This window comes from Cloacibacillus porcorum (genome assembly GCF_001701045.1).
In the GTDB taxonomy this organism is placed as follows: domain Bacteria; phylum Synergistota; class Synergistia; order Synergistales; family Synergistaceae; genus Cloacibacillus; species Cloacibacillus porcorum.
Genome location: NZ_CP016757.1, coordinates 1678378 through 1704899 on the forward strand (window position 1 = coordinate 1678378; position 26522 = coordinate 1704899).

Sequence of the window (26522 nt, forward strand, 5' to 3'; positions counted from 1 at the left end):
TTAGAGAAGGGGTGCTGGTTTATGAATTTATGCAAACTTATTTTGACGTTGGAGAAGAGCCATATAGAACACAGAATACATCTCCCGGAGGGCTGCGCCGCGGACGATATTGAGCTTAAGGGTATGGTCTGCGACAGCCGCAAAGCGGGACCCGGTATGGTCTTCGCCGCCACGAAGGGCGGTCACCGGGACGCCCATGACTTTATCCCCGCCGCCGTGGCAGCCGGTACCCCCGCGGTACTCTGCGAGCATGAGGTCGACGCCGGCATACCGCAGATCATCTGCCCCAATGTACGTTCGGCGATGGGAGAGGTGGCCTCCCTGCTCTATGAGGAGCCCTCAAAGAAGATGACGATGATCGCCCTTACGGGGACGAACGGCAAGACGACCTCCACCTTTATGACGCAGGCGATTTTGAATCACGCCGGCATTAAGACGGGGCTCATGGGTACAGTCCTCTATGACGACGGCGAAAAGATCGAGGAGGCCGAACATACGACGCCCGAGGGCTGCGATATCCAGAATATTCTCGCGCGCATGATTGATAACGGCTGCAAGGCCTGCGTTATGGAGGCCTCGTCGCACGCGATCGTGCAGGGAAGGATCGACGGGCTGCGTTACGACCGCGCCGGCTTTACGAATCTTACGCTTGAGCACCTTGATTTCCACAAGGATATGGAGCACTATTTCCTCGCCAAGAAGTCGCTCTTTGACAGCTATATGAGGAACAACTGGAAGGCTTCGATAAATATAGACGACCAGTATGGACGCCGCCTCTGCGAGGAGCTTGGAAAGAGGGTCATTTCCTACAGTATGATTGACGAGGAGGCGGACTTTTTCGCCTCGGTGGCAAACATCACGCTGGAGGGCCTTGAAATTGAAATAAAAACGCCGGAATCCCCGGAAAAGAAGAAGATAAAACTGCCCATATTAGGAGCTTACAATGTACTGAACGCGTTGCAGGCGCTGTCGCTCGCCTGGTCGATCGGCGTCTCCGCGCAGTCGGCTCTCGAGGCTCTGGAGAAGATGCCCCAGGTACCTGGCCGTCTTGAGCGCTACCGTTTTGATAACGGAGCCTCCTGCGTGATAGACTTCGCGCACAGCTCGGACGGGCTGGAGAAGGTTCTCAGCGCGGTTCGCCCGATATGCAGACGAAAGCTCTATGTCGTATTCGGCGCCGGCGGTGACCGTGATACCTCAAAGCGTCCCGTGATGGGAGAGATCGCCTCGCGTCTCGGCGATTTCGTCGTCGTCACCTCCGACAATCCGCGCAGCGAAGATCCCGCCTCAATCATGGCCGCGATCGAACCCGGCGTCAAAGAGCATGACACCCCCTACACGATGATCGCCGACCGCCGTCAGGCTATCTATTACGGGCTCGATCAGGCGGGTGCGGACGATATCGTCGTTATTGCCGGGCGTGGTCCCGAGACCCACCAGATATTAAAGGATGGGCCCATACCGCTCGTTGATAAGGAGATCATGGAGGACTGGTGCCGCCTGAGCGGAAAGAGGGTGATCTGATGGCCCTCTTCTGTGCCTCCGAGGGCGCCGCGCTCTGCGGCGGCCGGCTTTACGGACCGGACATAAAAATATCCCGCGGCTGGAAGTGCGACAGCCGGGAGATCAACCCCGGCGACGGTTTTGTCGCGCTAAAGGGGGCCGCCACCGACGGGCATCTTTATCTTCACCAGGCGATCGAGCGCGGCGCGAAGCTGCTGCTCGCAGAGGCCGCCGAGCTTGAGCGTCTCAACATCCGCGGCGAGGCCTATTCAGGCGTGAGCTTCATCGCCGTGGAGGATACGCAGCGGGCCCTCGCGTCCCTTGCTGAGGAGTACCTGCGGCGCGTCTCGCCGAGGGTCGCCGCGATCACCGGCAGCGTTGGGAAGACGACGACGCGGGAACTGACGGCCGCGGCGCTTAAAAATAGGTTCCGCGTGCACAGCGCGATCCGCAGCTTCAATACGCTGGTCGGCTGCAGCCTCACGATCCTCGCGATGGCCGAAGATACCGAGGTGCTGGTGCTTGAGCTGGGGACGAACCATTTCGGCGAGATAGAGGAGATGGTCAGTCACTTTCCGCCGGAGATCGCCGTCATCACCGAGGTAGCGCCCTGCCATCTTGAGGGTTTCGGCAGCCTTGAGGGGGTATTGCGGGCGAAATTGGAGATCTGCGGCAGCCCTAGGCTTGCCGCCGTGGTCTTCAATAATGACAACTGCCTCCTGGAAAACTATATGTCTTATAATTTTGATAACATTAATAAAATTGCCGTTGGCAGCGGAGAGGGAGCCTCGCTTACAATTAAAGAGGCGGAGGTCAGGCTTGACGAAAACGGCCCCCGGACCTCTGCCGTCCTTTGCAGGGAGGGGAAGGACATCTCTCTGTCCTGTTCGCTTTTCGGCATGCAGCACGCCTATAATATGGGCTATGCCTTCGCCGTCGCCTCGTGGCTCGGGCTCTCCGACGAAGAGGCTGCGGCCGGCATCGCGGAGATATCCCCGATATCAGGCCGCGGCCTCTGTAAGCGCAGCGCTTCGCGCGGCTGGGTGATAGACGAGGCTTATAACGCGAACCCCGCCTCGATGAGCGCCGCGATCAGGAACACCCGCGCCGCCGCCGAGAGCCTCGGCGTCAGAAAATGGGCTATCCTCGCGGGGATGCGCGAACTTGGCGAAAGCGCCGCGGAGTGGCACCACCGGATAATCGGGGAGCTGGCCGACTTTGACGGCGTGATGCTGCTCGGTGAGGAGTGGCGCGGCTGCGGCCCCCTGCCGGAGGGCGCGGCGCTCTTTTCATCTCTGGAAGAGCTTATTTCAAAGATCGATTACAACGATCTGAATGATAAGATGATCCTCGTCAAGGGGTCGAATTCCTATGGCCTGAAGCGGGTCGTGGGAGCGCTTACGGAGGCCTGATGATGTTTATCGATTTCACGGCGATCCTCTTTTTTACATTTGCGCTGGAGATATTCCTCCAGCGGAGCTGGATCAGCGTCATGCACAGCCTGAAGATAGAGCAGGTGACCAAGCTCTATGGCCCGTCGTGGCACGAGAAGACGAAGATGGGCACGCCGACGATGGGCGGCATCGTCTTTATCCCCGTGCTGCTGCTCGCCATCCCGCTGATTATAATGATGGACGGGGATTTTTCCCTCAGCGGCGCGGCGCGGATCGTCTCCTATCCGGTGCTTGCGGCGGCGGTCGGTTTCGTCGACGACTGGCTGAAATACAGCCGCCGCTCCAGCGACGGCCTTAAGAGCCTGCAAAAGCTCGCCCTGCAGGTGGCCGTTACCCTGCCGTGGGCGCTGTGGGTCTCCGAGCCGCCGTTTGTGATCTTCCCCGGATTTGAGGTCTCGCGCCTGTTTTATGTCGCTTTTGTGACCTTTGTCGGCGTCGGGCTTCAGAACGCGGTCAACGTTACGGACGGTCTTGACGGCCTGGCTGCCGGCTGCGCTCTGATATCCTTTATGTTCGCGCTCTCTTTTATAGACGGCGGCCCAACGATGATGCTCATCATCGCGGCGGCCTGCGGCATCTGCCTCGGGTTTCTATGGCACAACGCCAATCCCGCCTCGGTATTTATGGGCGACGTCGGCGCGCATTTTCTCGCCGGTCTTCTGCTCTCGGTCTGCCTCAACTCCGGCGTCCTTATTTTCGTGATCCCGCTCGGTTTTTTCTTCGGGGTGGAGATTTTATCGGTAACGATCCAGATAATCGCTATACGGTGCTTCCACCGCAAGGTGTTCAAGATGAGCCCGATACACCATCACTTTGAGATGTCCGGCTGGAAAGAGACGCAGATAGTGACGCGCTTCTGGGTGATGCACATCATCGGTATCTGTCTTTTGATGAGCCTCTTATTTTATTTTGCACTTCGGAATTTTTGAGTTATGATATTAGATTAGATTTTTAAGATCTGGAAGGCTGTTGGTGAAGATGACGGAGAATATGCAGTTGGCTGGAAAAAGGATATCGGTGGTAGGCGCTGGCGTCAGCGGACGCGCGCTCGCCGAACTCGCCGCGGAGCTTGGCGCGGAGGTATTCGTCTCCGATATAAAGGAGCCGGATGCCGCGGCCGTCAAGGGCTTTGAGGAGAAGGGGATCAAGTGGGAAGGCTGCGGCAACACGGAACGTGTGCTTGAGGCCGATGAGATCGTCGTCAGCTCCGGCATTTCGCCCAAGGCTCCGATAATCGAGGCGGCGCGCGCGAAGGGGATCACGGTCACGGGCGAGCTGGATTTCGTCTCTCCGTACCTTTCGGGAATCGTGATCGGCGTCACCGGCAGCAACGGCAAGACGACGACCACCTCTATGATCGGCTATTTTCTGGAGCAGATGGGCTATTCCGTGATGACGGGCGGCAACATCGGCAACGCCGTGGCCCACGCCGCGGGAAAGGATTATGACTTTATCGTTCTTGAGCTCTCCAGCTTCCAGCTGCATTGGGCGAAGGAATTTATCTGCGACCTCGCCATAGTGACGAACCTTGCCCCCGACCATATAGACTGGCACGGCTCCTATGAAAATTATGTCGCGGCGAAGGCGAACCTGATAAACTGTCTCGCGCCGGGCGGTGCCGCGATCTATCAGGAGCGCGACGAAGAGGCGCTCGGGATTGAGAGGGAGGATGTCGAAAGGTATCCGCTCCGCTGGGGTGAAAAAGATCCCCACATGAAGGGGCTCTACCTTGACGGCGAAGTAAGGGCCGCCTGGATAAACGGCGGCGACTGCCGCATGAAGCACCGCCTTTTCCTTTTTGACGACGTCAAGCTGCTTGGAAACCACAACATTGAAAATACCGCGATGGCCCTTGGCGCGCTCGCGCTCTTCAATATTATGGACGTCCCGCCGTCGGTGATCGGCTCCTATGTGCCGCCGAAGCACCGCTGCGCCTTTGCCGGAAAGGTGCGCGGCGTGACCTTCGTCGACGATTCCAAGGGTACGAACGTCGCGGCGACCGTCACAGCGATGACCTCTCTTCCCGGCACTAAGGTCATAATTCTCGGGGGGCAGGGCAAAGGAGAAGACTATGCGCCGCTCGCCGAGGCTGTGAGGGAAAACACCCACGCGGCGGTGCTCCTCGGCTCCGAAAGGGAGAAGATTGCCGCGGCCCTGTCGGCGGCCGGCGTTACGGACTATAAAATCGCCGCCGATATGGAAGAGGCCGTCAAGACGGCCTACGGCCTGGCCGCCGAGGGCGACACGGTGCTGCTCTCACCGGCCTGTACGAGCTGGGATATGTATCCGAGCTACAATGTACGCGGAGATCATTTCTGCGCGATTGTAAAAGAGATAATCGCTTCGGAGGAATAAGAGAAAATGGAACCGAGGTTTGATGGCTCGCCGGACAACCGATATAAGGCCAACCCCTTTATATGGGTGATCCCGCTGATACTGAGCGGGATCGGCATACTGATGATAACCTCCACCACGAGCCCGACCTCGTTCCTGTACACCGGCACGCCCTTTCAGATGGGGATAAAGCAGCTCCAGTGGCTGGGGATTGCGATGCTGGGGATGTTCTTCGTCTATTCGGTGCCGGTGCGGATATGGTACCGTTTCTCCGGCCCGCTGCTGATCCTCATGTGGCTGCTGGCGTGGCTGCCCCTCGTCCCCGGAGTGGGCGAGGCCATCGGCGGCGCCAGAAGGTGGATAAGGCTGCCCGGGCTCGGCGTATCGCTGCAGCCGGGAGAGCTTCTCTGCCTCGCCGTCGCGCTGCACCTCGCGAAGCTGCTCTCGCGCGGCGCGGAGCGCGATCCGCTGAAAAGTTTCGTCAATACGGTGATCCTTGTCGTACTCGCCGTGCTGCCGCTGCTCGTGCAGCCAGACCTTGGCACGACGATCCTGATATTCACCGTTTCGATGGGTATGTATGTTGAAAAGGTCGGCTGGCGTTATCCGGTCATTGCCGGCGGCGTGCTGGGCGGAGTCATCTTTCCGCTGCTGATACTGCTTGAGCCCTACCGAATGAGACGCGTCACCGCCTTTCTCGACCCCTGGGCCGACCCTCTTAACAAGGGTTTTCAGGCGATACAGGGGCTGATCGCCTTTGCCAACGGCGGACTCTGGGGCTCCGGGCTAGGCCACGGATTCCAGAAGCTGAACTATCTGCCCGCCGCCTATACGGACTTTATCTATGCCGCTGTGGGAGAGGAGCTCGGCCTCATCGGTACTCTCTGTATTCTTGGACTCTTCGGCTTTTGGATAATGCAGACCAGGGCCAGCTATTTTCGGACCGAGGATCCCTTTAAATCTTCGCTGATCTGGGGGATTTCGCTGACGGTACTTTTGCCGCTCGTGATAAATGTCGCGGGAGTCACCAAGATGATACCGCTGACGGGAATGCCCCTGCCCTTTATCAGCTACGGAGGCACCTCGCTCGTTACCATGTGGTCGCGCGTCGGCCTGATGCTGAGGCTAGAAAAGGACAGTTGGCTGGAGGAGGGCGAAAATGGCTGAAAATGAAAAACGCAGGCTTTTGCTCGCGGCGGGCGGCACCGGCGGACATATCTGGCCGGCGCTCTCCTTCGGCAGTTGGATAAATGGGCGTCACCCGGAGTGCGAGGTCGGATATATTTGCGGCTCGCGGCCGCTTGAGCTGGAGATTTACCGTGCCGCCGGCGTCGAACCGGCGGTGCTGCCGATGGAGGGTTCGCCCCTCTCCGGCGTCGGCCTCAGGCAAAGAGGCAGGCGTCTGGCCTCGCTCTTCTCAGCCTACGGCGCGGCGTCGGGGGCCATAGCGCGTTTTAAGCCGAACGCGGCGCTGCTCTTCGGAGGTTATCTCTCTTTTCCGCTGATAATGGCCTGCAAGAGGGCCGGGATACGGTGCGCGATGCACGAACAGAACGCGCGCGCCGGTAAGGTGACGCGGTTCGCCGCAAAGCTGGGGCTGGATATATACAGCGGCTGGAAGGAATGTCTGCCGCTTGCCCCGAAGGACCACCTGCGGACGGGGGTACCGGTGAGAGATTTTGAGCTGCTCTCTCAGAGGGAGGCCTGGCGGAAGCTGGTCCTCTCCGAGGAGATGCCGGAGGGACCGAAGGTGGTGGTCTTTTCGGGCTCGCTCGGCAGTCAATCAATAAAGGAAAGTATCTGCGAGATCGCGGCCTCGGGGGAGTTTCTCGGATGGAACTTCATCCTTCCCGCCGTCGCTGAAAAGATGGAGCGCCGCGGCGGCAATGTCTGGCTGCTTCCCAAAGTCTGGGAGGCTTCGCTGCTCTACGCGGCGGCGGATATGCTGGTGCTGCGCGCGGGCGGTTCGACGCTGACGGAGGCGGGAGTGCTTGGAATTCCGGCGCTCATCATCCCCTGGAAGGGCGCCGCCGACAATCACCAGTACCACAACGCGCTGTCATTTGTGAGTGAGAACGCCGGCCTTATATGGACCGGAGACGAGGGGATGGATATCCTTGCCTCATCCCTGCTGCGCCTGAAGGCGATGGGCCGAAAAGGTAAGGGCCGCGGCCTTTACGGGCAGGGTAATATAATTTGCGAGAACCTTTGGAGCGCAGTATGGAGCCATTGAAGGCCCATCATTTTTTCACCTTTTGAAGGGAGAGTATGGACAAGTTGGAGAACAGGGATATCAGCCTTAAAAACAAAAGCATACATTTAATGGGGATCGGAGGGGCCGGAATGAGCGGCCTGGCCATCCTTTTAGATCAGATCGGGGCTAAGGTCTCTGGCTGCGACACGATAAAGACCCCCTATATGAAACACCTTGATGAACGTAACATTCCTATTATTATAGGACATGAAGCCAGGCACATAGATGAATTTATGCCGAATATCCTTGTCTATTCCAGCGCCCTGCCCAACGACCATCCGGAGATCCTCAAGGCGTGGCAGCAGGGGATACAGGTATCGCGCCGCGCCGAGGTGCTGAGCCAGATATTTAACGTGCGCCGCGGCGTCGGAGTGGCTGGAACGCACGGAAAGACCACCACCTCCTCGATGATCTCGCTGGTCGCGGAGAACGCGGGGCTGGATCCCACCGTCGCGATCGGCGGCGAGCTGCTGCAGATCGGTACGAACGCCAAGCTTGGCACAAGCGACTATATGGTTGCCGAGCTGGACGAGAGCGACCGCTCCTTCGTCTACTTCCACCCCGAACTGGCCATCGTCACCAACGTCGACTGGGACCACCGGGACCACTATATGACATTCAAGGCCGTCACCGACGCCTTTGCCGAGTTTCTCACGAATGTCAAGAGCGAGGGTAAGGTTATCCTCTGTATGGAGGACAGCGGTGTGCGCAAGCTCCGCGAAGAGTACAGCGTCTCTCCCTCCGCTGTCACCTATGGCTGGGGGCGCGGTTGGAACTGGGGCGCCGCGGAGGTGAAGCACTTCGCCGGCGGCGGCGTCTCCTATCTGCTCTTTCACGACGGCGAAGAGCTCGGGACCGTCGAGCTCTCCGTATCGGGAGAACATAACGTGCTCAACTCGCTCGCGGCCTACGCCGCCTGCTATGAAATGGGCATCGCGCACGACGATATCGTCAAAGGGCTGAAAATATTCAGGGGCGCGAAGCGCAGGCTGCAAAGGACGGGAGAGGTGGGGGACATCCTCATCTATGACGATTACGGCCATCACCCCAACGAGATATCGGCGACGCTGAACACCGTGCGCCGGATATTCCCCGAACGCCGCATCGTCGCCATCTTCCAGCCGCACCGCTTCAGCCGCACCGCCGCACTCTACAAGGAGTTTGCCGACGCCCTTTCTCTTGCGGACCGGGCATTTATACTGCCGATATATGGCTCCGACGAAATGCCGATGGAGGGCGTCTCCTCCAAGCTGATCTTTGACGCCGCCTCGGACGACACGCGCTCGCACTACGAGCTATCGGGAAACTTTGACGACCTTATCTCCTCGGTCTGCAAGGCTGCCCGCTCCGGCGACATCATCCTGACGGTCGGCGCGGGATCTGTGGGGACGCTCGGCAAAAAGATCGTTGAAAAGCTGACGGAAATGCAGGCGTAGATGGAAAAGGGGGCGCTGATCTCCAACTGTTCTTTAAAGGAGCTCAACACCTGGCAGTGCGGAGGCCGCTGCCTATGGCTAGCCGCGCCCGCTTCGGTCTCAGAGGCCGCCTCGCTGATCGAGAGAGCGCGGGATTCTTCGACTGAGCTCTACGTACTCGGCGGCGGATCGAACATCCTCGTTCAGGACGGTTTGCTGAACGCGGGGGTGATCTCCTCGGCGGCGATGGATTCGCTTGCCTTCCGTGAGGAGGGGGGCGCGGTATTCGCCGAGGCCGGAGCGGGCCTTCCCGTCAGAAAGATGCTCGCGCTGGCCCTGGAAAGAGGGCTGGGAGGACTAGCCTTTCTCGCGGGAATACCCGGTACCGTCGGCGGCGCGCTCTACGGCAACGCGGGAGCGGCGGGCGAGAGCTTCGCCCCGCTGGTCGAGTGGATTGAGACGCTGTCACGGAACGGCGAGCCGCGCTGCTGGCGGCGGGATGAGCTGCGCTGGCAGTACAGGAGCTCGCCCTGGACGGAGCCGCCGCTGCTCATAACGAAGGCGCTGTTTCGTCTCTCATATGAGTCAAAAGATAATATTATCAAAAATATAAGACATTTTTCGGAGCTTAAAAAGGGACAGCCAATCGGCGCTAAGACGGCGGGATGCGTCTTTAAGAATCCTCCCGGAGATTCGGCGGGACGGCTGCTTGACCAATGCGGCTGCAAGGAGCTCTCCGTCGGCGGGGCGCGGGTTTCCCCGCGTCACGCAAATTTTATCGAAAATCACGGAGGCGCGCGCGCGGAGGATATATATAATCTAACGCGGCTGTGTCAAAAAAGAGTATATGATGAGTTTGGGGTAACGCTGAGCTATGAAATTAAATTCTTTGGGGCGTTTTAGACGCCGGAGAAGATTAAGAAAGATATTGCTGGTCCTCTGCGCGCTGCTGGTCGGTTTTATGATCGCGGCGGAGAGCCGATTTGCCTTTATGCGCATTGGCGATATCCGGCTGGAACCGGCGAACATCCTGCCTCAGTACGCGGTGTGGGGCGTCATCACTCCGGACCAGGAGCGATTTTGGCCCTCGTTCTGGCTTGCAAAGGGCGATTATGTGAGGCTTCTTGAGGCATATTATCCGGTGGACGTCAGCCTTGAACTGCGTGGCTGGGGAAAATTTCACCTGAATGCCGCGCCGCTGATTCCCATTTATAAGGTCTATTGGGGAGGCAAATTTTGGTATCTCTCCGCGGAGGGCAAGCTTTGGCTATCGTCTCTGCCCGAGAATAAGATTCTCGCGGAGCATACCGCCGAGGGGCTGCCCGTGCTCACTTGGGGCGCGGACCGCGCTACGCCGATAGACATCTCGCAGGTCGAGGGCAACATCCACGAGTCCAGCCTGCCTATCCCGCTGATAAAGAGCTGGTACAGGATGACGAAGGAGCTGGGCTGGGATAAATATGTGAAATTCATCCAGGCCGGAGTCAAAGAGGGCACGCCGGTCGTCAGAGTGATATTTTATACGGCGGGTAATGAAAACGGCGCCCAGCTGCTGCTGCCGAACGAGGCGGACCGATGGGCGGAGACCGGGCTGGCCGTTAAGAAACTTTACGGAGGTATTTCGAATCTTCCTCCCGACGTCTTTATTGACGGAACCTACAAGGGGAAGATCCTTATCAGAAATCTAATAGATGATAAAAAGGGTGAGATAAAGACAAAGGCGCAGGAGGCAAAGGAAAAAACGAAAACCAAGAAACCGTAACGGTGTTTTTAGCTTGAAATAATATCTTTATCATATATATTTAGTCGAGAAAGATTTATAATGTACAATATAGGGATAATAAATCCCTAAAAAGAGGGGGAAATAGTTTTGTTTAAAAAGGCATCAAGTTATCCGCAGAACAGAGAGCCGGATCTGCTTGTCGGCCTTGACTTGGGGACAAGCAAGGTGACGGTGGTGGTGGCCGAGCGCGAAGCGGAGGGCGACGAGGCTCAGGTCATCGGGGTGGGACAGGCGCCATCCAACGGAATACGCAAGGGACTTATCGTAAATCTTGATCAGGCGGTGCGCTCTGTCCGCCAGGCGGTGAGCGACGCCCAGAATATGGTGGGGCAGGATCTCAGCGAAGTGACGGTCGCCTTTGGCGGCGGCGAGGTCACCAGCATCCGCTCTAAGGGCATGGTCTCTCTCGGACGCACGCCGCGCCCGGTCATGCGCCTTGACATAGAACGCGTTATCGACGCGGCTCAGGCCGACGTCGTTGTTCCTACGAACCAGAGCATCCTCCATACAATACCTGTCGAATATTCTCTGGACGGCAATGTCGGCATTGACGACCCCCTCGGTATGAATGCCATGCGTCTCGACATAGAGGTACAGTCGATAATCGTTCCGACCGCCACCATTCAGAACGTCTATAACTGTGTGAACAAGGCGGGGCTCAAGGTGAGCAGCCTCGTCATAAAACCCCTCGTCTCCGCTCTCGGCGTCTTGACGCCGGAGGATGCCCTCGCGGGCGCGGTCGTCGTCGATATGGGCGGCGGCACCACCGGGGTCGCGGTATTCGCCGACGGCAGGCCGAAACATTTGGCGCTGCTGCCGGTAGGCGGGGATCATATCACGAACGACCTCGGCAGCGTATTGAGGCTGCCGCTCAACAAGGCGGAGGAGCTCAAGCGCTCCGTCTCGCTCAGAGCGGACTTTGATCCGGAGGAGACGCTCAACTTTACGCATCTCTCCCGTGAGTACAGCATCTCGAAAGAGGACCTCTACGAGATAGTCCGCTGCCGTCTGGAAGAGCTTACAGACGACCTCATCCGCCCCGAGATAAAGGCGGCGAAGATCTCCATGCTCCCCGGCGGCATCCTGCTGACCGGCGGCGTATCGAAGACCGGGGGCATCGACGATTTTATCCTTGAAAAGATGGACCTGCCGGCGCGCGTGGCGATGCCGGTGGACGCGAACCGCATGCCTCCCGGCCGCAACAGCCAGGAATATTCGTCGGCGGCGGGCATCATAAAATACATTCTGGAGAGGGAGCGCGATCCCTTCCGTTATCTTGACAATCCGACGATCGGTAAGACGGAGCAGCTCAAGAGCACGGTAAGCTACGCCCCGCCCTCCGAGGGCATCCCGATCGGCCAGAAGGATAAGGACGGTCCGGGCTTCAATCCCGTGGACGCCGTGAAGAAGCTCTTCGGAGACCTCTTCTAAGAACGCATGGAGGAATTATAGTAATGGGAGCTATGTCAGAAATTTTTCAGCTTGATAAATCGAGCTTTCCCGCCAGGGAAGTAATAAAGGTGGTAGGCGTGGGCGGCGCGGGTAACAACGCGCTTAACCACATCATCCGCGGCGGCGTGAGCGGCGTGGAATTTATCGCGGCCAACACCGATATCGCCCATCTTGAGCTCTCAGAGGCGACCTGTCGCATCATTCTCGGCAAGGAGCTTACAAAGGGGCTCGGAGCGGGCTCCGATCCTGAGATAGGCTGCAAGTCGGCGATGGAATCGCGCGAGGAGCTGCGTGCGGTGGTCGAGGGCGCGGACATGGTCTTTGTCGCCGCCGGAATGGGCGGCGGCACCGGCACGGGAGCCGCACCGGTGATCGCGGGGATCGCCAAAGAGGCTGGAGCGCTCGTCGTGGCGGTCGTCACCCTGCCCTTCACCTTTGAGGGACGCCGGAGGATAAGACAGGCCTCCTATGGAATAGAACAGCTGCGCGACAAGGTCGACGCGCTGATCATCATTCCGAACGACAGACTGCTCGGGATCACCGATAAAAAGACCTCCGTCAACGACGCCTTCAGAATGGCGGACGGTGTGCTGCACCAGGCGGTGCAGGGGGTGACGGACCTTATCAAGCGTCCCGGCCTCGTCAACGTCGACTTCGCCGACGTCAAAACGATTATGTCGAACGCCGGAACCGCGATTATGGGCATCGGCGAGGGCTATGGTGAGAAGCGCGCGGCTACCGCGGCCTTCAACGCCATCAACAGCCCGCTTATGGACAGCAAGATGAGCGGCGCGAAGGGCATCCTCTTCAACATTACGGGCGGCGCGAGCGTCGGCATTCATGAGATAAACGAGGCGATCAGCATCATCACCGAGGCTGCCGACGAGGATGCCTTCATCATCTGGGGCCACGTATTCGATCCGGAGATGGAGGATTCCATCCAGATCACGGTCATTGCCACGGGCTTCGACGACGATAAAAAAGAGTCCAGAGAGCCGAAGGCCGCTGCCGTTTCCGCCCCCGAACCGGCGCCGGTGCGCGCCGCGGTGCCGAGTACCAGGCCCGCCTCGACAGGAGTGACGACCCAGGGGCTTGATATCTCCGCCGTTAAAAACCTCAACAGCTACACGGCGGCCAAGAGCGCGCCGGTACAGCAGCAGCCGGAAGCCGTATCTGAAAAACCGGCTGAACAAAAGACTAAGCGTCATGAGCAGATAATAAAGACTGCCCAAAGTGCGGTTACTGCCGACGAAGACCTCTTTAAGCAGAGCGGGGCTCCCGTCGACCAGTACGACATACCGGCCTATCTCAGAAAGAGGCGGCAATCCTGAAAAAAGAGAGCCGCGCCCCCCGCAGGCCCGCGAAAATAACCGCCTGGCAGAGCTGGGAAGACTACAGAAGAGACGAAGAGTGGATCACAGAGCTGCCCAAGGGAGGAGATTTGCCTTGGGCTCTCTTTTATCCCGCCGACTACTCGATCGGCTCGGCTAACCTCGGCTTTCACTATGTATTTCAGCGGCTGCGGGAGTCGGGGGTGGCGGCGGAGCGCTTTTTTGCCTCACCGGTGCCCTACCGTTCCGTCGACGCCGATACGATGCTTGAACGTTTTTCCGTCATCACGGCGAGCGTCGCCTATGAGGGCGACATTCCCGCCTTTTACCGCTGGCTCTCCGGAGCCAATATCCCTCTGCTCGCGGAGGAGCGTGTCGCCGGTTCATTTCCCGTGATAGGCATGGGCGGCGCGCTCTCCTATATAAACCCGCTCACCGTCTCGGGAGTATGCGACTTTATCATCCTCGGCGACGGCATGGAGGTCCTTGACCATGTCATCGAATCGCTGCGCCTCTATGAGGGCGGCTGCGGACGCCGCGAGCTCTGGCGCAGACTATCCGAAAGCCCCAATATTCTTGTGCCGCCGGTCGACATAAAGGATGGCCGGTTGGTCCGCGGCCTGCGGATTGGCCGTTCCCTCGACCTCAACGGTCCCTATCCGGTGCACAGCGCCTGGATGACGGAGAGGGGCGCCTTTGGCAAAACGCTGCTGCTGGAACTTCAGCGCGGCTGCGCGCGCTCCTGCAGCTACTGCACGCTGCCGCGCTGCTTCGGCAGTATGCGCTGGCGTAAATTCGAAATCGTCGAAAGGGCCCTGGATGAGATCACCTCGCGCTTTGAGGTGCCCCAGGCCGGTCTCGTGACGCCGGAGGCGGGGGACTATCCCTTTCTGCCGCAGCTGATCGACAAACTGATCAATAAAAATATCGGCGTCTCCTTTGCCTCCCTGCGCCTCGACCGTCTCAGCGAACAGATGATCTTGGCCCTCTCAGGCAGCGGCAGGCGCAGTATAACGGTCGCGCCGGAGACCGGCGGCGAGAGGCTGCGCTTTGGCTGCGGCAAAAAATTCACCGACGACCTGATTCTGGAAAAGCTCGCAATGGCGAAAGAGGCCGGGATCGACCGGGTGAAGCTCTATTTTATGATCGGCCTTCCGGGAGAGAACGACGAGGATATCACGGCGATGACGGAGCTTTGCCGCCGCATAATAGCGGAGACGGGGCAGAGTCTAACTCTTTCCGTCAATCCCTTCATTCCCAAGCCCGGGACGCCATGGCAGGATGAAATTTTCAGCGGAAAGCACACAATCAGGCAAAAATATGAGAAAATAAAAAGAGACATGCGAACTATTACTAAAAAAACGCCCCAGCTGAGGCTTACGGGAATAAAAGAGGCCGAGACGGAGTTCAACCTTGCGTGGTACGGGTATAACGAAAGCCGCGAACTCGCGAAAAATATTGAATCCGGTATAACAAAACTGCCCATATCGAACAAAGAGACGACCGGAATAGAGCTCGGACGCTTTATGTAACTGGAAAAGAGGTGGCTGAATGGTGATTTCCCGCAAGACGCGCGCGCGTGACTATAAAGAGAGAAAACCGATCACGGCGTTCGGTCAGGTGATACTGCCGCTCACGATGATCATGGCCCTTGCGCTGCTTTATCTCAGTGTAAAGCTGTTCTTTTTCGCTCCGGAGAAGCTCGCGGCGGAGCGGCTCCCCTATAATATCCCCAAGGACGAGGTCATTGCCATGCCGGACGGCAGGCAGACTCCCGCCGATGACGCCTTTATTGACGATGATCTGGAGGACGAGGTGACGGTCACTCCCAAAAAGAAGGTAAAAACGACTCCGTCCGCAAAGCCGGTACAGCCTGCGGTGACGACGGTGAAAAAGCCCGTGCAGACGGTAAAGACCAAGAGGGACGATCCCCCAAAAAAGAATGTGACGACGCCCGCCCCGGCCAAACCGGCGGCAAAGGCGGAGAGCGGAGCGAGATGGGACATCCAGATCGGCGGCTTTTCCGCGAAGGAGGGCGCCGAGCTCACCGTCAAGCAGGCGAAGGAATCCGGGTACTCCGTATATATCGTGGACTCCGTGCTCAACGGCAAGCCCTTTTACAAGGTGAGGGTGAGGGGCGGGAGCGACAAAAAGTCCTCCCAGGAGCTTTCGAAGCGCCTCGCTAAGGCGGGTTTTCCCGTATATCTGGTAGAGATAAAACGTTAGGTGCGGCGGACGCGGGGCAGAGGCACCGGACTTTTCGGCCGGGACACCGCGCGGCAGAGGCTTTGACAACAGTTTTTCATGCCGCCGCCCCGAGCACGGAGGCGGAGACGTCTTATCCGCGCCTGTGATATGATAGACTGACATACTAAAGATCATAAACATGGAAGGTCGCTGATTATTCTATGGCTGGTTTCGTAAAAGAGGTGACGTCGAGGAAGAGGGCGCTGGAAGATATCACGGAGCGCCTTCTCTTTCCGTGGGGATATCCCGTCAGGGAGCTCCCGCTGGGAGAGGCCGTCGGCAGAAGAAGCGCCTCCGAGATAATAAATGACCGGCCCTATCCCCCCTTCAGCAGAAGTCTGCGCGACGGCTACGCCGTCCGCCATTTGGACGCCGCCGGCGCGACGCCGGGCACGCCGCTTTTCCTGACGAAGACGGGAGAGGTCTCTATGGGGGTGTGTCCCGATTTTGAGATATCCCCTTCGGAGGCCGCCGCGATACCGACGGGCGGCATTCTGCCTAAGGGCGCCGACGCCGTCGTGATGCTCGAGGATACGGAGCTTGCCGGCGGCTGGGTGGAGGTCCGCCGCGGCGTACAGGCCGGTGAGAATATCATCCTTGAGGGCGAGGAGATCCACCGGGGGGAGAGGCTGCTTGTGATGGGCGGCATGGTTGACTTCAAGACTATCGGTATGCTCGCGACCGCGGGGGTCTCGTCTCTCTCCGTGATCGACCTCAGGATATCGATCCTCTCCACGGGCGACGAGATAGTTCCCGTGGAGACGAAGGAGCTGCCACCCGGCTGTATCCGCGACGTCAACGGCTGGAACCTCAAGGCGCTGCTCTCGCGCTACGGCTTTGAGGCGAAATACCGCGGCATCGCGAACGACGACGGTGCGGAGTTTGAGCGGCGTTTCCACGAAGAGCTGGCGGACTGTGATCTGCTCATCCTCAGCGGCGGCTCGTCGGTGGGCGTGCGCGACCATTGTTCCGAGATGCTGGCCTCGCTGCCGGAGCCGGGGCTTCTTGTGCGGGGGCTCAACATCGTTCCCGGAAAGCCGACGCTCATCGCCGCCGACGCGGCGGCGAAAAAGCTGGTTGTCAGCCTTCCCGGCCACCCGCTCTCCTGCCTTGCCGTCGCCTTCACCGTACTGCTGCCGCTGCTCATGCGCCGTATCGGCGCGGAGGAGCGCGAATGCGGCACGCGGCTGAGGCTGCGCCTCGCGCGCGACCTGGCGGCGCGCACGGGACCGGAGGAATTCGTCCCCTGCGTCTTGGGCGCCGATGGCAGCGTCGCGCCGATAGCCGCTAAATCAGGATATATTTCAGCGTTGGCAAAGGCCTCCGGATTCATCTGCATACCGGAGGACCGTGAAACGATCAGAGCAGGCGAAGATGCGGAGGTCTGGCTATGGCAGTAAAGTTTCCCGAACATATAACGCTCGACGAGGCCTGGGGGATACTATCCTTGGCCTTTGAGGGATATTCAGAAAAATTTAAGACAAAACTTGAAATATCGGCGGCGCTCGGAGATATCCTGACGGAGGACATCTCCGCCTCCCGCAACGTGCCGCACTATGCCGCCTCGGCGGTGGACGGTTACGCGCTGCGCGCCTCCGATACCGCGGGGGCTACCCCCGCCACTCCCGCGCGCCTGCCGGAGGGCCGCTGGCAGTGGATGAACACCGGCGCGGCGCTGCCTGACTGGGCGGACGCGGTGCTGATGGTGGAGGATTCCTCACAGGAGGAGGGCGAGCTCGTAGTCTACCGCTCCCTTACGCCCTCCGCCAACGTGCGCCCTCTCGGAGAGGACGTCATGGCGGGGCAGATCATTGCGCGCGAGGGCGAACCGGTGACCCCGGCGCGGATCTCCCTCTTCCTCTGCGCCGGCATCGACGAGGTGCCGGTCAAAAGAAGGGTGCGGAGCCTCTTTATCCCGACAGGGGACGAGATAATCTCCCGCGAAAAATGGCTTGCGCAGGAGAGCCAGCGCTCCGGCACGGTCGCCGAGAGCAACTCGCTCTTTATCGCCGCCTCCTTCAAGAGGTGGGGCTTTGAGGTCGACGTCGCCCCGATACTTCCCGATGTGCCGCAGATACTGAGGGAATATGTCGAGAAGGGTACTGCGGAATACGATCTCGTGCTTGTCGGCGCGGGCTCCGCGAAGGGCAGGCGCGACCATACCATTGAAGTCTTTGAGGAACTTGGCGAGGTCCTCTTCCGCGGCGTGCGCATGAAGCCGGGGCGTCCGGCGATGGCCGCTGTGATCGCCGGAAAGCCGGTGATATGTCTGCCGGGCTTCCCGATGTCGACGGCGGTCGTACTCTGGTCGCTCGTCTACCCGTTGCTCAGGCAGTTTGCCGGTGAGAGCGGCGACCTGCGGCAGCTTGTGCGCGAATCCCTCGGCGTGAAAGATATCATGGAGACGAGGCTGCTTGTGCGGCATTCCTCCTCCGCTGGCATAGAAGAGTGGCTGCGCATGAAGGTCGCGCGCGTTGGCGACAGGCTCTATTCCTGGGCGCTCACCTCGGGCGCGAGCGTCCTCTGGGCTCTCGCGGAGTCGGACGGCATCGCGATGCTTCCCGCCTCGGCGCTTGAGTGCGAGCGGGACACGCGGGTGGACGTCTGGATGACGCGCGGCGTAGACCTCGACAGGCGGGTGCTCTTCCAGGGCTCCGACGACCCCGCAATACAGCTGCTGGTGACGCCTATACGCAGGCGCGGCGCGGATTTCGCCTCGCGCGCCGTCGGCAGCATGGGCGGCCTTGCCGCGCTCTCGCGCGGAGAGTGCCACCTCGCCGCCGCGCATCTGCTTGACGAAGACACGGGCAGTTACAACGACGTCTTTATAGAACGCTTCTCCAAAGGCCAAAAATGGGCGCGTATCCTCGTCTTTTACCGGACGCAGGGCATCATCGTCCAGAGCGGCAACCCCAAGGGGATAAACAGCTTCCACGACCTCTGCGCCAAGGATATAGTCTTTTCAAACAGACAGCCGGGGGCCGGCACGCGGGTGCTATTCGACCATCTGCTCAAAGAGGAGGGGGTGGCGCCGGAGAAGATCAAGGGCTACGCGCAGATATGCACTACCCACATGGAGGCGGCGAACCGCGTCTACACGGGACTGGCGGACGCCACGCTCGGCATCAAGTCGGCGGCGGACGCCCTCGGCCTCGACTTCATCCCGATCACAGAAGAGCCCTATGAACTTGTCGTTCCGGAGGAATATCTGGAACATCCCGGTATCAGGGCCCTCCGCGCGAGCCTCGAAGACGCTGAGTGGCGTCGGAAGGTTGAAGAGATGGGTGGATACAGATGGCCGAACTGACGGAGCTCAGGGACGACTACGGGCGGCGGCTGAACTACGTCCGCATCTCGGTGACGGACAGGTGCAACTACCGCTGCGCCTACTGCATGCCGCCGGAGGGCGTTAAGTGCCTGAGCCATGAAGATATCCTGCGCTATGAGGATATCAAATTCCTCTGCCGGGTATTTGTGGAGCTGGGGGTGGGGAAGTTCCGCTTCACGGGCGGCGAACCGCTTGTGCGCAAGGGGCTCGTGCCATTTCTCAAGGAGCTTCACTCGGAGCTGCCGGGGATAAAGACCGCGCTGACGACGAACGCTTCACTGCTCGGCGAATACTCGGCGCAGCTCGCGGAGGCGGGGATACACTCGCTCAACATCAGCCTCGATACCCTTGACCCCGAGAAATTCGCGCGTATCACGAGGATCGGCAGTATAGAGGGCGTCTTTGAGGGCATACGCGCGGCGAGGGCCGCCGGTATCGGAAACATCAAGCTCAACGCCGTTCTCATCAGGGACTTCAACGACCGGGAGATCGCGGATATGCTCGCCTTTTCGCGTCGCGAGGGGCTGCTGCTGCGGCTTATCGAGTTTATGCCGCTTCAGGACAGCGTCTGGGACAAGAACTCATTTATCAGCGGGGAGGAGATACTCAGGATTTTGCCCGGAGGCGACGCCTGGAAAAGATCGACGGCCGGCGGCAGTGACGACGGCCCCGCGCAGTATTACTTCAACGAAAAGACCGGCGATACCATCGGGATCATTACCGCGGTCTCGAACCATTTCTGTAAAACCTGCAACCGCCTGCGGATCTCCGCCGAGGGAAACCTGAGAACATGTCTTTTTAACCCTCACGAAACTGCCCTAAAAGAGCTGATTCGGAGTAGAGAGACAGCCGCGCTGCGGGAGGCCATCCTGCGCAGCGTTCACGAAAAACCGCGCTGCTGGAACGACATAAACACCGGCAATCTTCAGATGTCGGGAATTGGAGGATAAAAGATGGGAGAATACACGCACTTTGACGCCGAGGGCCGTCCTACGCTCGTCGATGTCAGCGACAAAGCGGTCACCAAACGCACCGCCTGGGCCGAGGGCTGGCTCTTTCTGCCCGATGAGATATACCGGACCGTCTCGCAGGGCGCGGTGAAAAAGGGAGATCCCTTCTCGATCGCGGAGCTTGGCGGCATCATGGGGGCCAAAAGGACTCCCGACCTCATCCCGCTCTGCCACACGATCAGGCTTGACAACATCAAGGTCAAATGCGACCTGGATCATAAAAAAAAGGCCCTGAGGATCACCTGCGAGGCGACGGCCTCCGAGGTGACGGGCGTGGAGATGGAGGCGCTCACCGGCGTCTCAGTCGCGGCGCTCACCTTCTACGACATGTGCAAGGGGATAGACAAGGGCATGGTGATAAAGGACATCCGCCTGCTGAGAAAGACCGGCGGCAAGAGCAGAGAATGGAACGCCGCCGGGAATTTTGTCTCGGAGTGCGCTTCCGAGGGAGGAGAGTCTAAATGAGAATACTGAGATTATGGGCGCCGTCGCTGATCGGCGACCACACCCTCTGCTACATACACACCAACCGCGAGGGCATGACCTGCATAAACGAAGTGGAGATCCCCGTTAAGTTCGCGCGCGCGGGCGAGAATCTCGACGGCGAAGAATACGCCGGCGCGATGACCGTCGTCCTGCCGCCTGAGGCGGAGATATGCGACGGCGGCTTCCTCGCCGTGGGCGAGAGGGGAGACACCCTGCTGCGCTGGCAGTGCGAAAGCGCCTCTTTCAAGGTATGTACCGCGGGATTCCTCGGCGTCTCCGAGAGGGCACAGATATGGTCCCCGATAAGGACGGCGGTGCTCACCGTCAGCGACAAGGGCAGCCGCGGCGAGCGCGTCGATACCGCGGGGCCTGAGCTTGAGCGCCTCGCCTTCGCGCAGGGCTGCGTCACCGAAGATAGAAAGATCGTTCCCGACGACCCGGAGGAGATCTGCGGCGCCGTCCGTGAATGGGCGGAGAGGGGGATCAGCCTCATCCTCACCACCGGCGGTACCGGCCTCTCGCCGCGCGACAACACGCCGGAGGCGCTGCTCTCCGTCGCCGACAAGGTCGTTCCCGGCTTTGGCGATATGATGCGCATCGAGACCCTGAAATATACGCCGCGCTCATTCCTCACACGCTCCGTAGCGGTGATAAAAGATCGTTCACTCATTATCGCCTTCCCCGGCAGCAAACGCGGAGCAGGGCAGTGTTTTGAGGCGGTCACCGGCGGCCTGCGCCACGCGGTTGAGACTCTGACCGGCGGCGCCACGGAATGCGGGAACCATCACCACAGCCACTAAAATTTTTCTGGGTAATGACGCTTCGGCAGATCCTCCCGCAAATGGCTGCCGGTCTGTAAATACGCGGACTGTCCGGCGAATGGATACAGCTCTGTCATTTTGCCGTCTATCCAGATTTTGAGCTTACGCAGAAAAGACTTGAAAGAGCCGCCGAAATGCCCAGCGGCTTTTCTGAAATATGCCGCCGTTCGAGGTTTTGGACGTTTTCGGTAAAGTGCTGAAAAATATAAACCCTACGCCGGACCTGCCCATGCGCGCGGGCTGCTTTTCTTGTGTTTGCCATGTATGGCTGACGCTGTCTAACTTTTTTTATAATTATATGATAATATAGATATGTATAGGATAATTTTAGCTTTTAACTGCGTAAAATTATTTTTGCAGCGTGAGGAGGCGGAAAGATGATTCAGATAAATCCATATACGCCCGGAGCCGGACTAATGCCTCGCTGCCTTGCCGGACGGGACGAGGTTCTTGAAAAGGCGGACGAAACTCTGGCAAGGGTGGCTGCCTGTTTTACCGCGCGTTCGGTCGTCTATTACGGACTGCGCGGCGTGGGCAAGACCGTGCTGCTGAATGAGATAGAAGAGCGTGCAAAGGATCTCGATGTTTTCTACGAACATATTGAGATAACGGAGCGGGGAAATTTCAAAAGCGCGGTTTCACTTTATACCAATAAACTGATGCGCAGAATGAGCGTTATCGAGATGGCTAAGCAGAGCGCCGGTAGAGCGTTCGGTGTTCTCAAGGCCTTTCACGCCACTTACAGCCCGGACGGGTCTGTCAATTTCGGCATAGAGGGGGCCGCTCCTCCCGCGGTCGGTGTATCCGATACGGGGGATTTTAAGAACGACCTTACCGAGCTTTTTACCGCCTTGGGGGCGCTTGCCGCGAAATCTGGGCATGGGGCTGCTTTTTTTATTGATGAAATACAGTACATGACAGAGGCTGATTTTGAGGCGCTCATCGTCGCCCTTCACAGGGTAAGTCAGAAGGGCTATCCGCTTATTGTTTTCGCCGCCGGTTTGCCCAAAATCGCGAAGATCGCGGGGGACGTAAAGTCTTATGCCGAGCGGCTATTCCGCTTTATTCCAATTGGCTCCCTGGACAGTGAGGCGGCGCGCCTCGCGCTCTCTGAACCGGCGCTGGTATTTGACGTCCATTACGACGACGACGCTCTCGATTATATTCTTAAAGAGACCGAATGCTATCCCTATTTTATTCAGGAGTACGGCAGGCAGGCATGGCGCCAAATAAAGGATCACCGGATCTCGCTTCTTGGTGCGATGGCGGCTCGCGAGACTTTTGAACGCGAGCTGGATGAAAGTTTTTTCAAGGTCCGCTATGACCGCGCGACTCCCAAGGAGCTGGCCTTCATGTACGCCATGGTCGACTGCGGCGGGCGCGAATGTGCCGTCAAAGATGTCGCCGCGAGGCTCGGTAAGTCTGTCGCAGAAATTTCGACACTCCGGGCACAGCTGATCCATAAAGGATTTGTCTACGCCTCTGAACGAGGGGAGATAAGTTTTTCCGTACCGCAGTTTAACAGGTATCTGGAGCGCAAAAGATTGTTATAATGGTATTGTATGTAAAAATATTGATTACATATCGTTTTTTCTGATTTTGGAGATTCAAATTGTCTAATTTTCATAAGACTATCATTAAGGAGCATTTAAGATGACACCTCTTGAAAATGCTATTTTAGATATTATAAAAGGGTCAAATGGAGTCAAGGCAAGTCAAATAGCTAATGAGCTTAACATTGATAAAAAACAGGTAAATTCTTTATTATATGGAAATCTGAAAGTTTATTGTTGCCAAGACTCTTCCTATAAATGGTATTTGGCATCTGCTTTCACGGCCGGTGTAGCTCCTAAAGATGACAATGTTGTTGGTGCAGACAAAGATTTAGAAAACTTGTGTAAATATTATCTGAATTGTTTAAGCATAGAAGGAAATAACTCCATTTCCGCCTTTCTCACAAGTAGTTACAATTTGAATTATGCTGAAGTTAATAAAATAGATAAAAGTGGTTTTGACTCCGAAAATGCAGCCGTATTTCTGAATAAAATTGCTAGACAGCGGAATATGACGGCATATGTAGGATACCCTATCATGATAATGAAGATTTATTCATTAAAAACCAAACAAAGCTATCTAAAGGTAGTCCCAATTTTTATCTTTTCTCTTGAATATGGCAGTGGTAGCATAAATATGAGCAATATCCCCAGCTTAAATATGGAGATTATTAAGAGATACACACCACAAGACAGTAACGCTCAAATATATGAGCTGATAGATTTAGAGAATCAGCTTGGTTTAAACAGTCAAGAGACAGAAATAGAAATCGATGAATTGGTTGTGCGCTTACAAGAGATTAGACACTGGGAATGGAAAGAAAAACTAGACCCATATAATCTTAATCTTGAAATACCGATAGGTATGCTCACGCAGGAGGGCATTTATAATAAGGCCGTCGTTATTGCGACAGAACGTTCTCCTTATACACAGGGACTCGAAAGTGAACTATCGGCACTTTCTCAATTAAGCACACAATCGTATAAAGATACCGCACTATACAATTGGGTACATCGTGAGGGCGGCAGTGGCATAGGAAGAGAAGCTGTTCAAAACTCCATTCTTCAAGAAACGGCTTCCTTGGAGGTCCTTCCATTAAACACTGAGCAGGATCAAGCAATACAAAAGGCTCTAAAGTCCAACCTTATTATTGTCACAGGACCTCCAGGAACTGGTAAATCACAAGTAGTAACCAGCTTACTTGTAAATGCGGCATGGAATAATAAAAATGCACTTTTTACAAGCAAAAATAATAAGGCCGTCGATGTTGTAGACATTAGAGTAAATAATTTAGGGAATAGGCCTATCATGCTTAGAATTGGAAACAATCAGTATGCTTATCGCTTGGCGGAAGTTATAGAGGGGCTATTGTCATCAAATGCCGATCAATCTGATGTGGATGATTTTAACTACTATAAGACTGCATACGACGAAAAAATTTCTGCCTGCACAACGCTAAAAAGGAAAAAGAACGAATATATTGCGTTCCGAAATCGTTTAGATCGATTAGAACAAAAGGTTTGCCATATCCGTGAAAAAACATGGGGAGCTTTTTTAGGTAAAGTAGATGACGAAGACATTAAAAAATTAAGAAACGCGGTCGACGAATGTACCGTTAGCTATTCCCAGACCAGAAAAGAGCAGCAGTCGTTTCTTACAAAAATATTTTGGTTTGTAGTAAAAGATAAACGCAAGCAACAGTTTGAGGAAAAGGTATCTATATTGAATAACATTAGTAAATGCTATGGCATTAAACCTTTGCCTGCTGATATTCCAGAAGACACATACATTCAATATAAGAACAAAATTGTAGGATGTATCAATGATCTGCAAACTTTCATTGAATACAGCTCACTTTTGAACGATTTTAACGATTCTGAATCCCTTGAAAATATTGACAGGCAATTAATAGCTCATAAATCCACGCTGGCTGATATTGCCCATAAACTATGGGAAAAATGGCTTGTTACATGCCCGCTGCAAATTTCAGCCGAAAAGCGCGTTGAGATGACCCAGTATGTAGCGGCAATGAGATTAATAGGAGACGTAGATGTCACCGGTTACCCGGAACAAAAGCTTCAGTTCAGCAAATTACAGAAAGAAATGGCTCAGTTCATGCCATGTTGGGCTGTAACATCTTTGTCTGTTAAAGGGCGTATTCCATTTCAGCCTGGTTTTTTTGATATGGTCATAATTGACGAAGCGAGCCAATGCGACATCGCTTCAATCCTGCCGTTACTATATAGGGCAAAAAGGGCTATAATCATAGGAGACCCTAAACAACTTAGTCATATCAGTTCCGTTTCTAAGTCTCAAGACGTAAGCCTTCTCCAAAAATACAAAGTTGGCTTTGAGTGGTCATACTCTGCAAATTCTCTTTACTCTATCGCAAGCGGCATAGCCAATCCAGGACAAATTGTCCACCTCCGTGACCATCATAGAAGTTTTGGCGACATTATAGAATTTTCAAACACTGAATTCTATGAGGGAAAGCTGCGAATAGCAACTGACTATAAAAGATTAAACACACCTGGAAATGAGGCACCCGGCGTACGGTGGGTCGATGTCTCCGGCAAAACTATCCGACCATCCACAGGGGGAGCATACAATAATCAGGAAATTGAAAAAGTAATCTCAGAATTAAAGCATTTAATCGTTGAAAATGGATATTGTGGAAGCGTTGGGGTAGTTACCCCCTTCAAGTCTCAAGCCGAAAAAATACGGGAAATAATTGAAAAAACTCCATCTTTAAAAGATTATCTGCATTTAAAAAATGATTTTCTTGTTGATACTGTGCACAAATTTCAGGGAGATGAAAGAGATGTCATGATATTCTCCCCTGTGATTTCTCAAGATACGCCACTGAGTGCCATCTCTTTTTTAAATAATACTGGCAATCTGTTCAATGTCGCAATAACAAGGGCGAGGTCTATGTTAATTGTTGTAGGAGATATGCAATACTGTTCGGAATGTAAAATTTCTTATATGGAACATTTTGTTGATTATATAAGAAAACATCTCCATGTCGAAAAACCACTATCGACTTTAACATGTTATGAAAGCAGAGAATATCCTCGCGTCGATAATCCAGAACAAGTCTCGGATTGGGAACGCTATTTCTATACTGAGTTGTTTGACGCAGGAATCAAAACGGTTCCTCAGTATCCAGTGGACAAATACAAACTTGATTTAGCGTTATTTTTTAAAGACCGAATGCTTGATATTGAAGTAGATGGAGAGATGTACCATCGTGATTGGAATGGAGAGTTGTGTTATCGTGACCAGCTTAGAAATCAACGCTTATATGAGATAGGCTGGGATGTAAAACGGTTCTGGGTGTACCAGATTCGAGATGCGCTTCCATGGTGCATAGAACAAATTCGAGAATGGATGAAATCTCAAGTTTAATTTATGCGGAACGTTAACTCGAGAGAGTAGTTTGAAGATTTGACAAATATCAGGGGCGTAGGGAATCGGCACGGCGATGATTAAGATCCGTCAAGTTCCCCTTTGTCGTTGGAGGTCTGTTTTTCATTATGTTAAATAAAAG

20 protein-coding genes are annotated in these 26522 nt (G+C 56.1%); all 20 read left to right on the forward strand.

Going from position 1 to position 26522, the window contains the following annotated elements; translation table 11 throughout:
- The first annotated feature begins 21 nt into the window (after positions 1 to 21).
- The 20 genes from BED41_RS07520 to BED41_RS07615 all read left to right on the forward strand — a co-directional run bounded on the left by BED41_RS07520 (position 22) and on the right by BED41_RS07615 (position 26380).
- On the forward strand, positions 22 to 1524 hold the full coding sequence (locus BED41_RS07520) for a UDP-N-acetylmuramoyl-L-alanyl-D-glutamate--2,6-diaminopimelate ligase (RefSeq protein WP_066744529.1): 1503 nt from the start codon (positions 22 to 24) through the stop codon (positions 1522 to 1524).
- Positions 1524 to 2915 carry a UDP-N-acetylmuramoyl-tripeptide--D-alanyl-D-alanine ligase gene (locus BED41_RS07525; protein ID WP_066744531.1) on the forward strand — a complete coding sequence of 464 codons (1392 nt, stop codon included), beginning with the start codon at positions 1524 to 1526 and terminating at the stop codon, positions 2913 to 2915. The genes BED41_RS07520 and BED41_RS07525 overlap by 1 nt, the downstream gene beginning before the upstream one ends.
- Positions 2915 to 3886 carry a phospho-N-acetylmuramoyl-pentapeptide-transferase gene (gene mraY, locus BED41_RS07530; RefSeq protein WP_066744532.1) on the forward strand — a complete coding sequence of 324 codons (972 nt, stop codon included), beginning with the start codon at positions 2915 to 2917 and terminating at the stop codon, positions 3884 to 3886. Before BED41_RS07525 ends, mraY begins: the two co-directional genes overlap by 1 nt.
- A 61-nt stretch (positions 3887 to 3947) precedes the next feature.
- Positions 3948 to 5312: a UDP-N-acetylmuramoyl-L-alanine--D-glutamate ligase gene (gene murD, locus BED41_RS07535; RefSeq protein WP_229712436.1), complete on the forward strand. Its 1365-nt coding sequence runs from the start codon at positions 3948 to 3950 to the stop codon at positions 5310 to 5312.
- Positions 5313 to 5318: 6 nt separating this feature from the next.
- Positions 5319 to 6458: an FtsW/RodA/SpoVE family cell cycle protein gene (locus BED41_RS07540; RefSeq protein ID WP_066744533.1), complete on the forward strand. Its 1140-nt coding sequence runs from the start codon at positions 5319 to 5321 to the stop codon at positions 6456 to 6458.
- Positions 6451 to 7524 carry a UDP-N-acetylglucosamine--N-acetylmuramyl-(pentapeptide) pyrophosphoryl-undecaprenol N-acetylglucosamine transferase gene (locus tag BED41_RS07545; RefSeq protein WP_066744534.1) on the forward strand — a complete coding sequence of 358 codons (1074 nt, stop codon included), beginning with the start codon at positions 6451 to 6453 and terminating at the stop codon, positions 7522 to 7524. Before BED41_RS07540 ends, BED41_RS07545 begins: the two co-directional genes overlap by 8 nt.
- Positions 7525 to 7559: 35 nt before the next feature.
- Positions 7560 to 8981, forward strand: a complete 1422-nt coding sequence (gene murC, locus BED41_RS07550; RefSeq protein ID WP_066744536.1) for a UDP-N-acetylmuramate--L-alanine ligase — start codon at positions 7560 to 7562, stop codon at positions 8979 to 8981.
- The gene (gene murB / locus BED41_RS07555; protein ID WP_066744538.1) at positions 8982 to 9863 is read left to right on the forward strand and encodes a UDP-N-acetylmuramate dehydrogenase; all 882 of its coding nucleotides are present in this window, start codon (positions 8982 to 8984) and stop codon (positions 9861 to 9863) included.
- Positions 9835 to 10722: a hypothetical protein gene (locus BED41_RS07560; RefSeq protein ID WP_157102298.1), complete on the forward strand. Its 888-nt coding sequence runs from the start codon at positions 9835 to 9837 to the stop codon at positions 10720 to 10722. Before murB ends, BED41_RS07560 begins: the two co-directional genes overlap by 29 nt.
- A gap of 108 nt (positions 10723 to 10830) precedes the next feature.
- Positions 10831 to 12174, forward strand: coding sequence for a cell division protein FtsA (gene ftsA, locus BED41_RS07565; protein WP_066744542.1), 1344 nt, complete (start codon positions 10831 to 10833; stop codon positions 12172 to 12174).
- Between the two features lie 32 nt (positions 12175 to 12206).
- Complete coding sequence (ftsZ, locus tag BED41_RS07570; protein ID WP_066749103.1) at positions 12207 to 13526, forward strand: cell division protein FtsZ; 1320 nt, start codon at positions 12207 to 12209, stop codon at positions 13524 to 13526.
- Positions 13527 to 13636: 110 nt separating this feature from the next.
- On the forward strand, positions 13637 to 15058 hold the full coding sequence (locus tag BED41_RS07575; RefSeq protein WP_084002326.1) for a B12-binding domain-containing radical SAM protein: 1422 nt from the start codon (positions 13637 to 13639) through the stop codon (positions 15056 to 15058).
- A 19-nt stretch (positions 15059 to 15077) separates the two neighbouring features.
- Positions 15078 to 15752: an SPOR domain-containing protein gene (locus BED41_RS07580; RefSeq protein ID WP_066744546.1), complete on the forward strand. Its 675-nt coding sequence runs from the start codon at positions 15078 to 15080 to the stop codon at positions 15750 to 15752.
- Between the two features lie 182 nt (positions 15753 to 15934).
- A complete protein-coding gene (locus BED41_RS07585; RefSeq protein WP_066744548.1) occupies positions 15935 to 17173 on the forward strand; it encodes a molybdopterin molybdotransferase MoeA in 1239 nt (412 codons plus the stop codon).
- On the forward strand, positions 17164 to 19080 hold the full coding sequence (locus BED41_RS07590; protein ID WP_066744550.1) for a molybdopterin biosynthesis protein: 1917 nt from the start codon (positions 17164 to 17166) through the stop codon (positions 19078 to 19080). The genes BED41_RS07585 and BED41_RS07590 overlap by 10 nt, the downstream gene beginning before the upstream one ends.
- Entirely contained in the window at positions 19068 to 20051 is a 984-nt protein-coding gene (moaA, locus tag BED41_RS07595) for a GTP 3',8-cyclase MoaA (protein WP_066744552.1), read from the forward strand. Before BED41_RS07590 ends, moaA begins: the two co-directional genes overlap by 13 nt.
- Before the next feature lie 3 nt (positions 20052 to 20054).
- Positions 20055 to 20576 (forward strand): cyclic pyranopterin monophosphate synthase MoaC, encoded by a 522-nt coding sequence (moaC, locus tag BED41_RS07600; protein ID WP_066744554.1) that lies wholly within the window; start codon positions 20055 to 20057, stop codon positions 20574 to 20576.
- Complete coding sequence (locus tag BED41_RS16795) at positions 20573 to 21397, forward strand: MogA/MoaB family molybdenum cofactor biosynthesis protein (RefSeq protein WP_084002327.1); 825 nt, start codon at positions 20573 to 20575, stop codon at positions 21395 to 21397. The genes moaC and BED41_RS16795 overlap by 4 nt, the downstream gene beginning before the upstream one ends.
- Before the next feature lie 398 nt (positions 21398 to 21795).
- Positions 21796 to 22971 (forward strand): ATP-binding protein, encoded by a 1176-nt coding sequence (locus tag BED41_RS07610; protein ID WP_066744556.1) that lies wholly within the window; start codon positions 21796 to 21798, stop codon positions 22969 to 22971.
- Positions 22972 to 23071: 100 nt separating this feature from the next.
- The gene (locus BED41_RS07615) at positions 23072 to 26380 is read left to right on the forward strand and encodes an AAA domain-containing protein (protein WP_066744558.1); all 3309 of its coding nucleotides are present in this window, start codon (positions 23072 to 23074) and stop codon (positions 26378 to 26380) included.
- Positions 26381 to 26522: the final 142 nt, after the last annotated feature.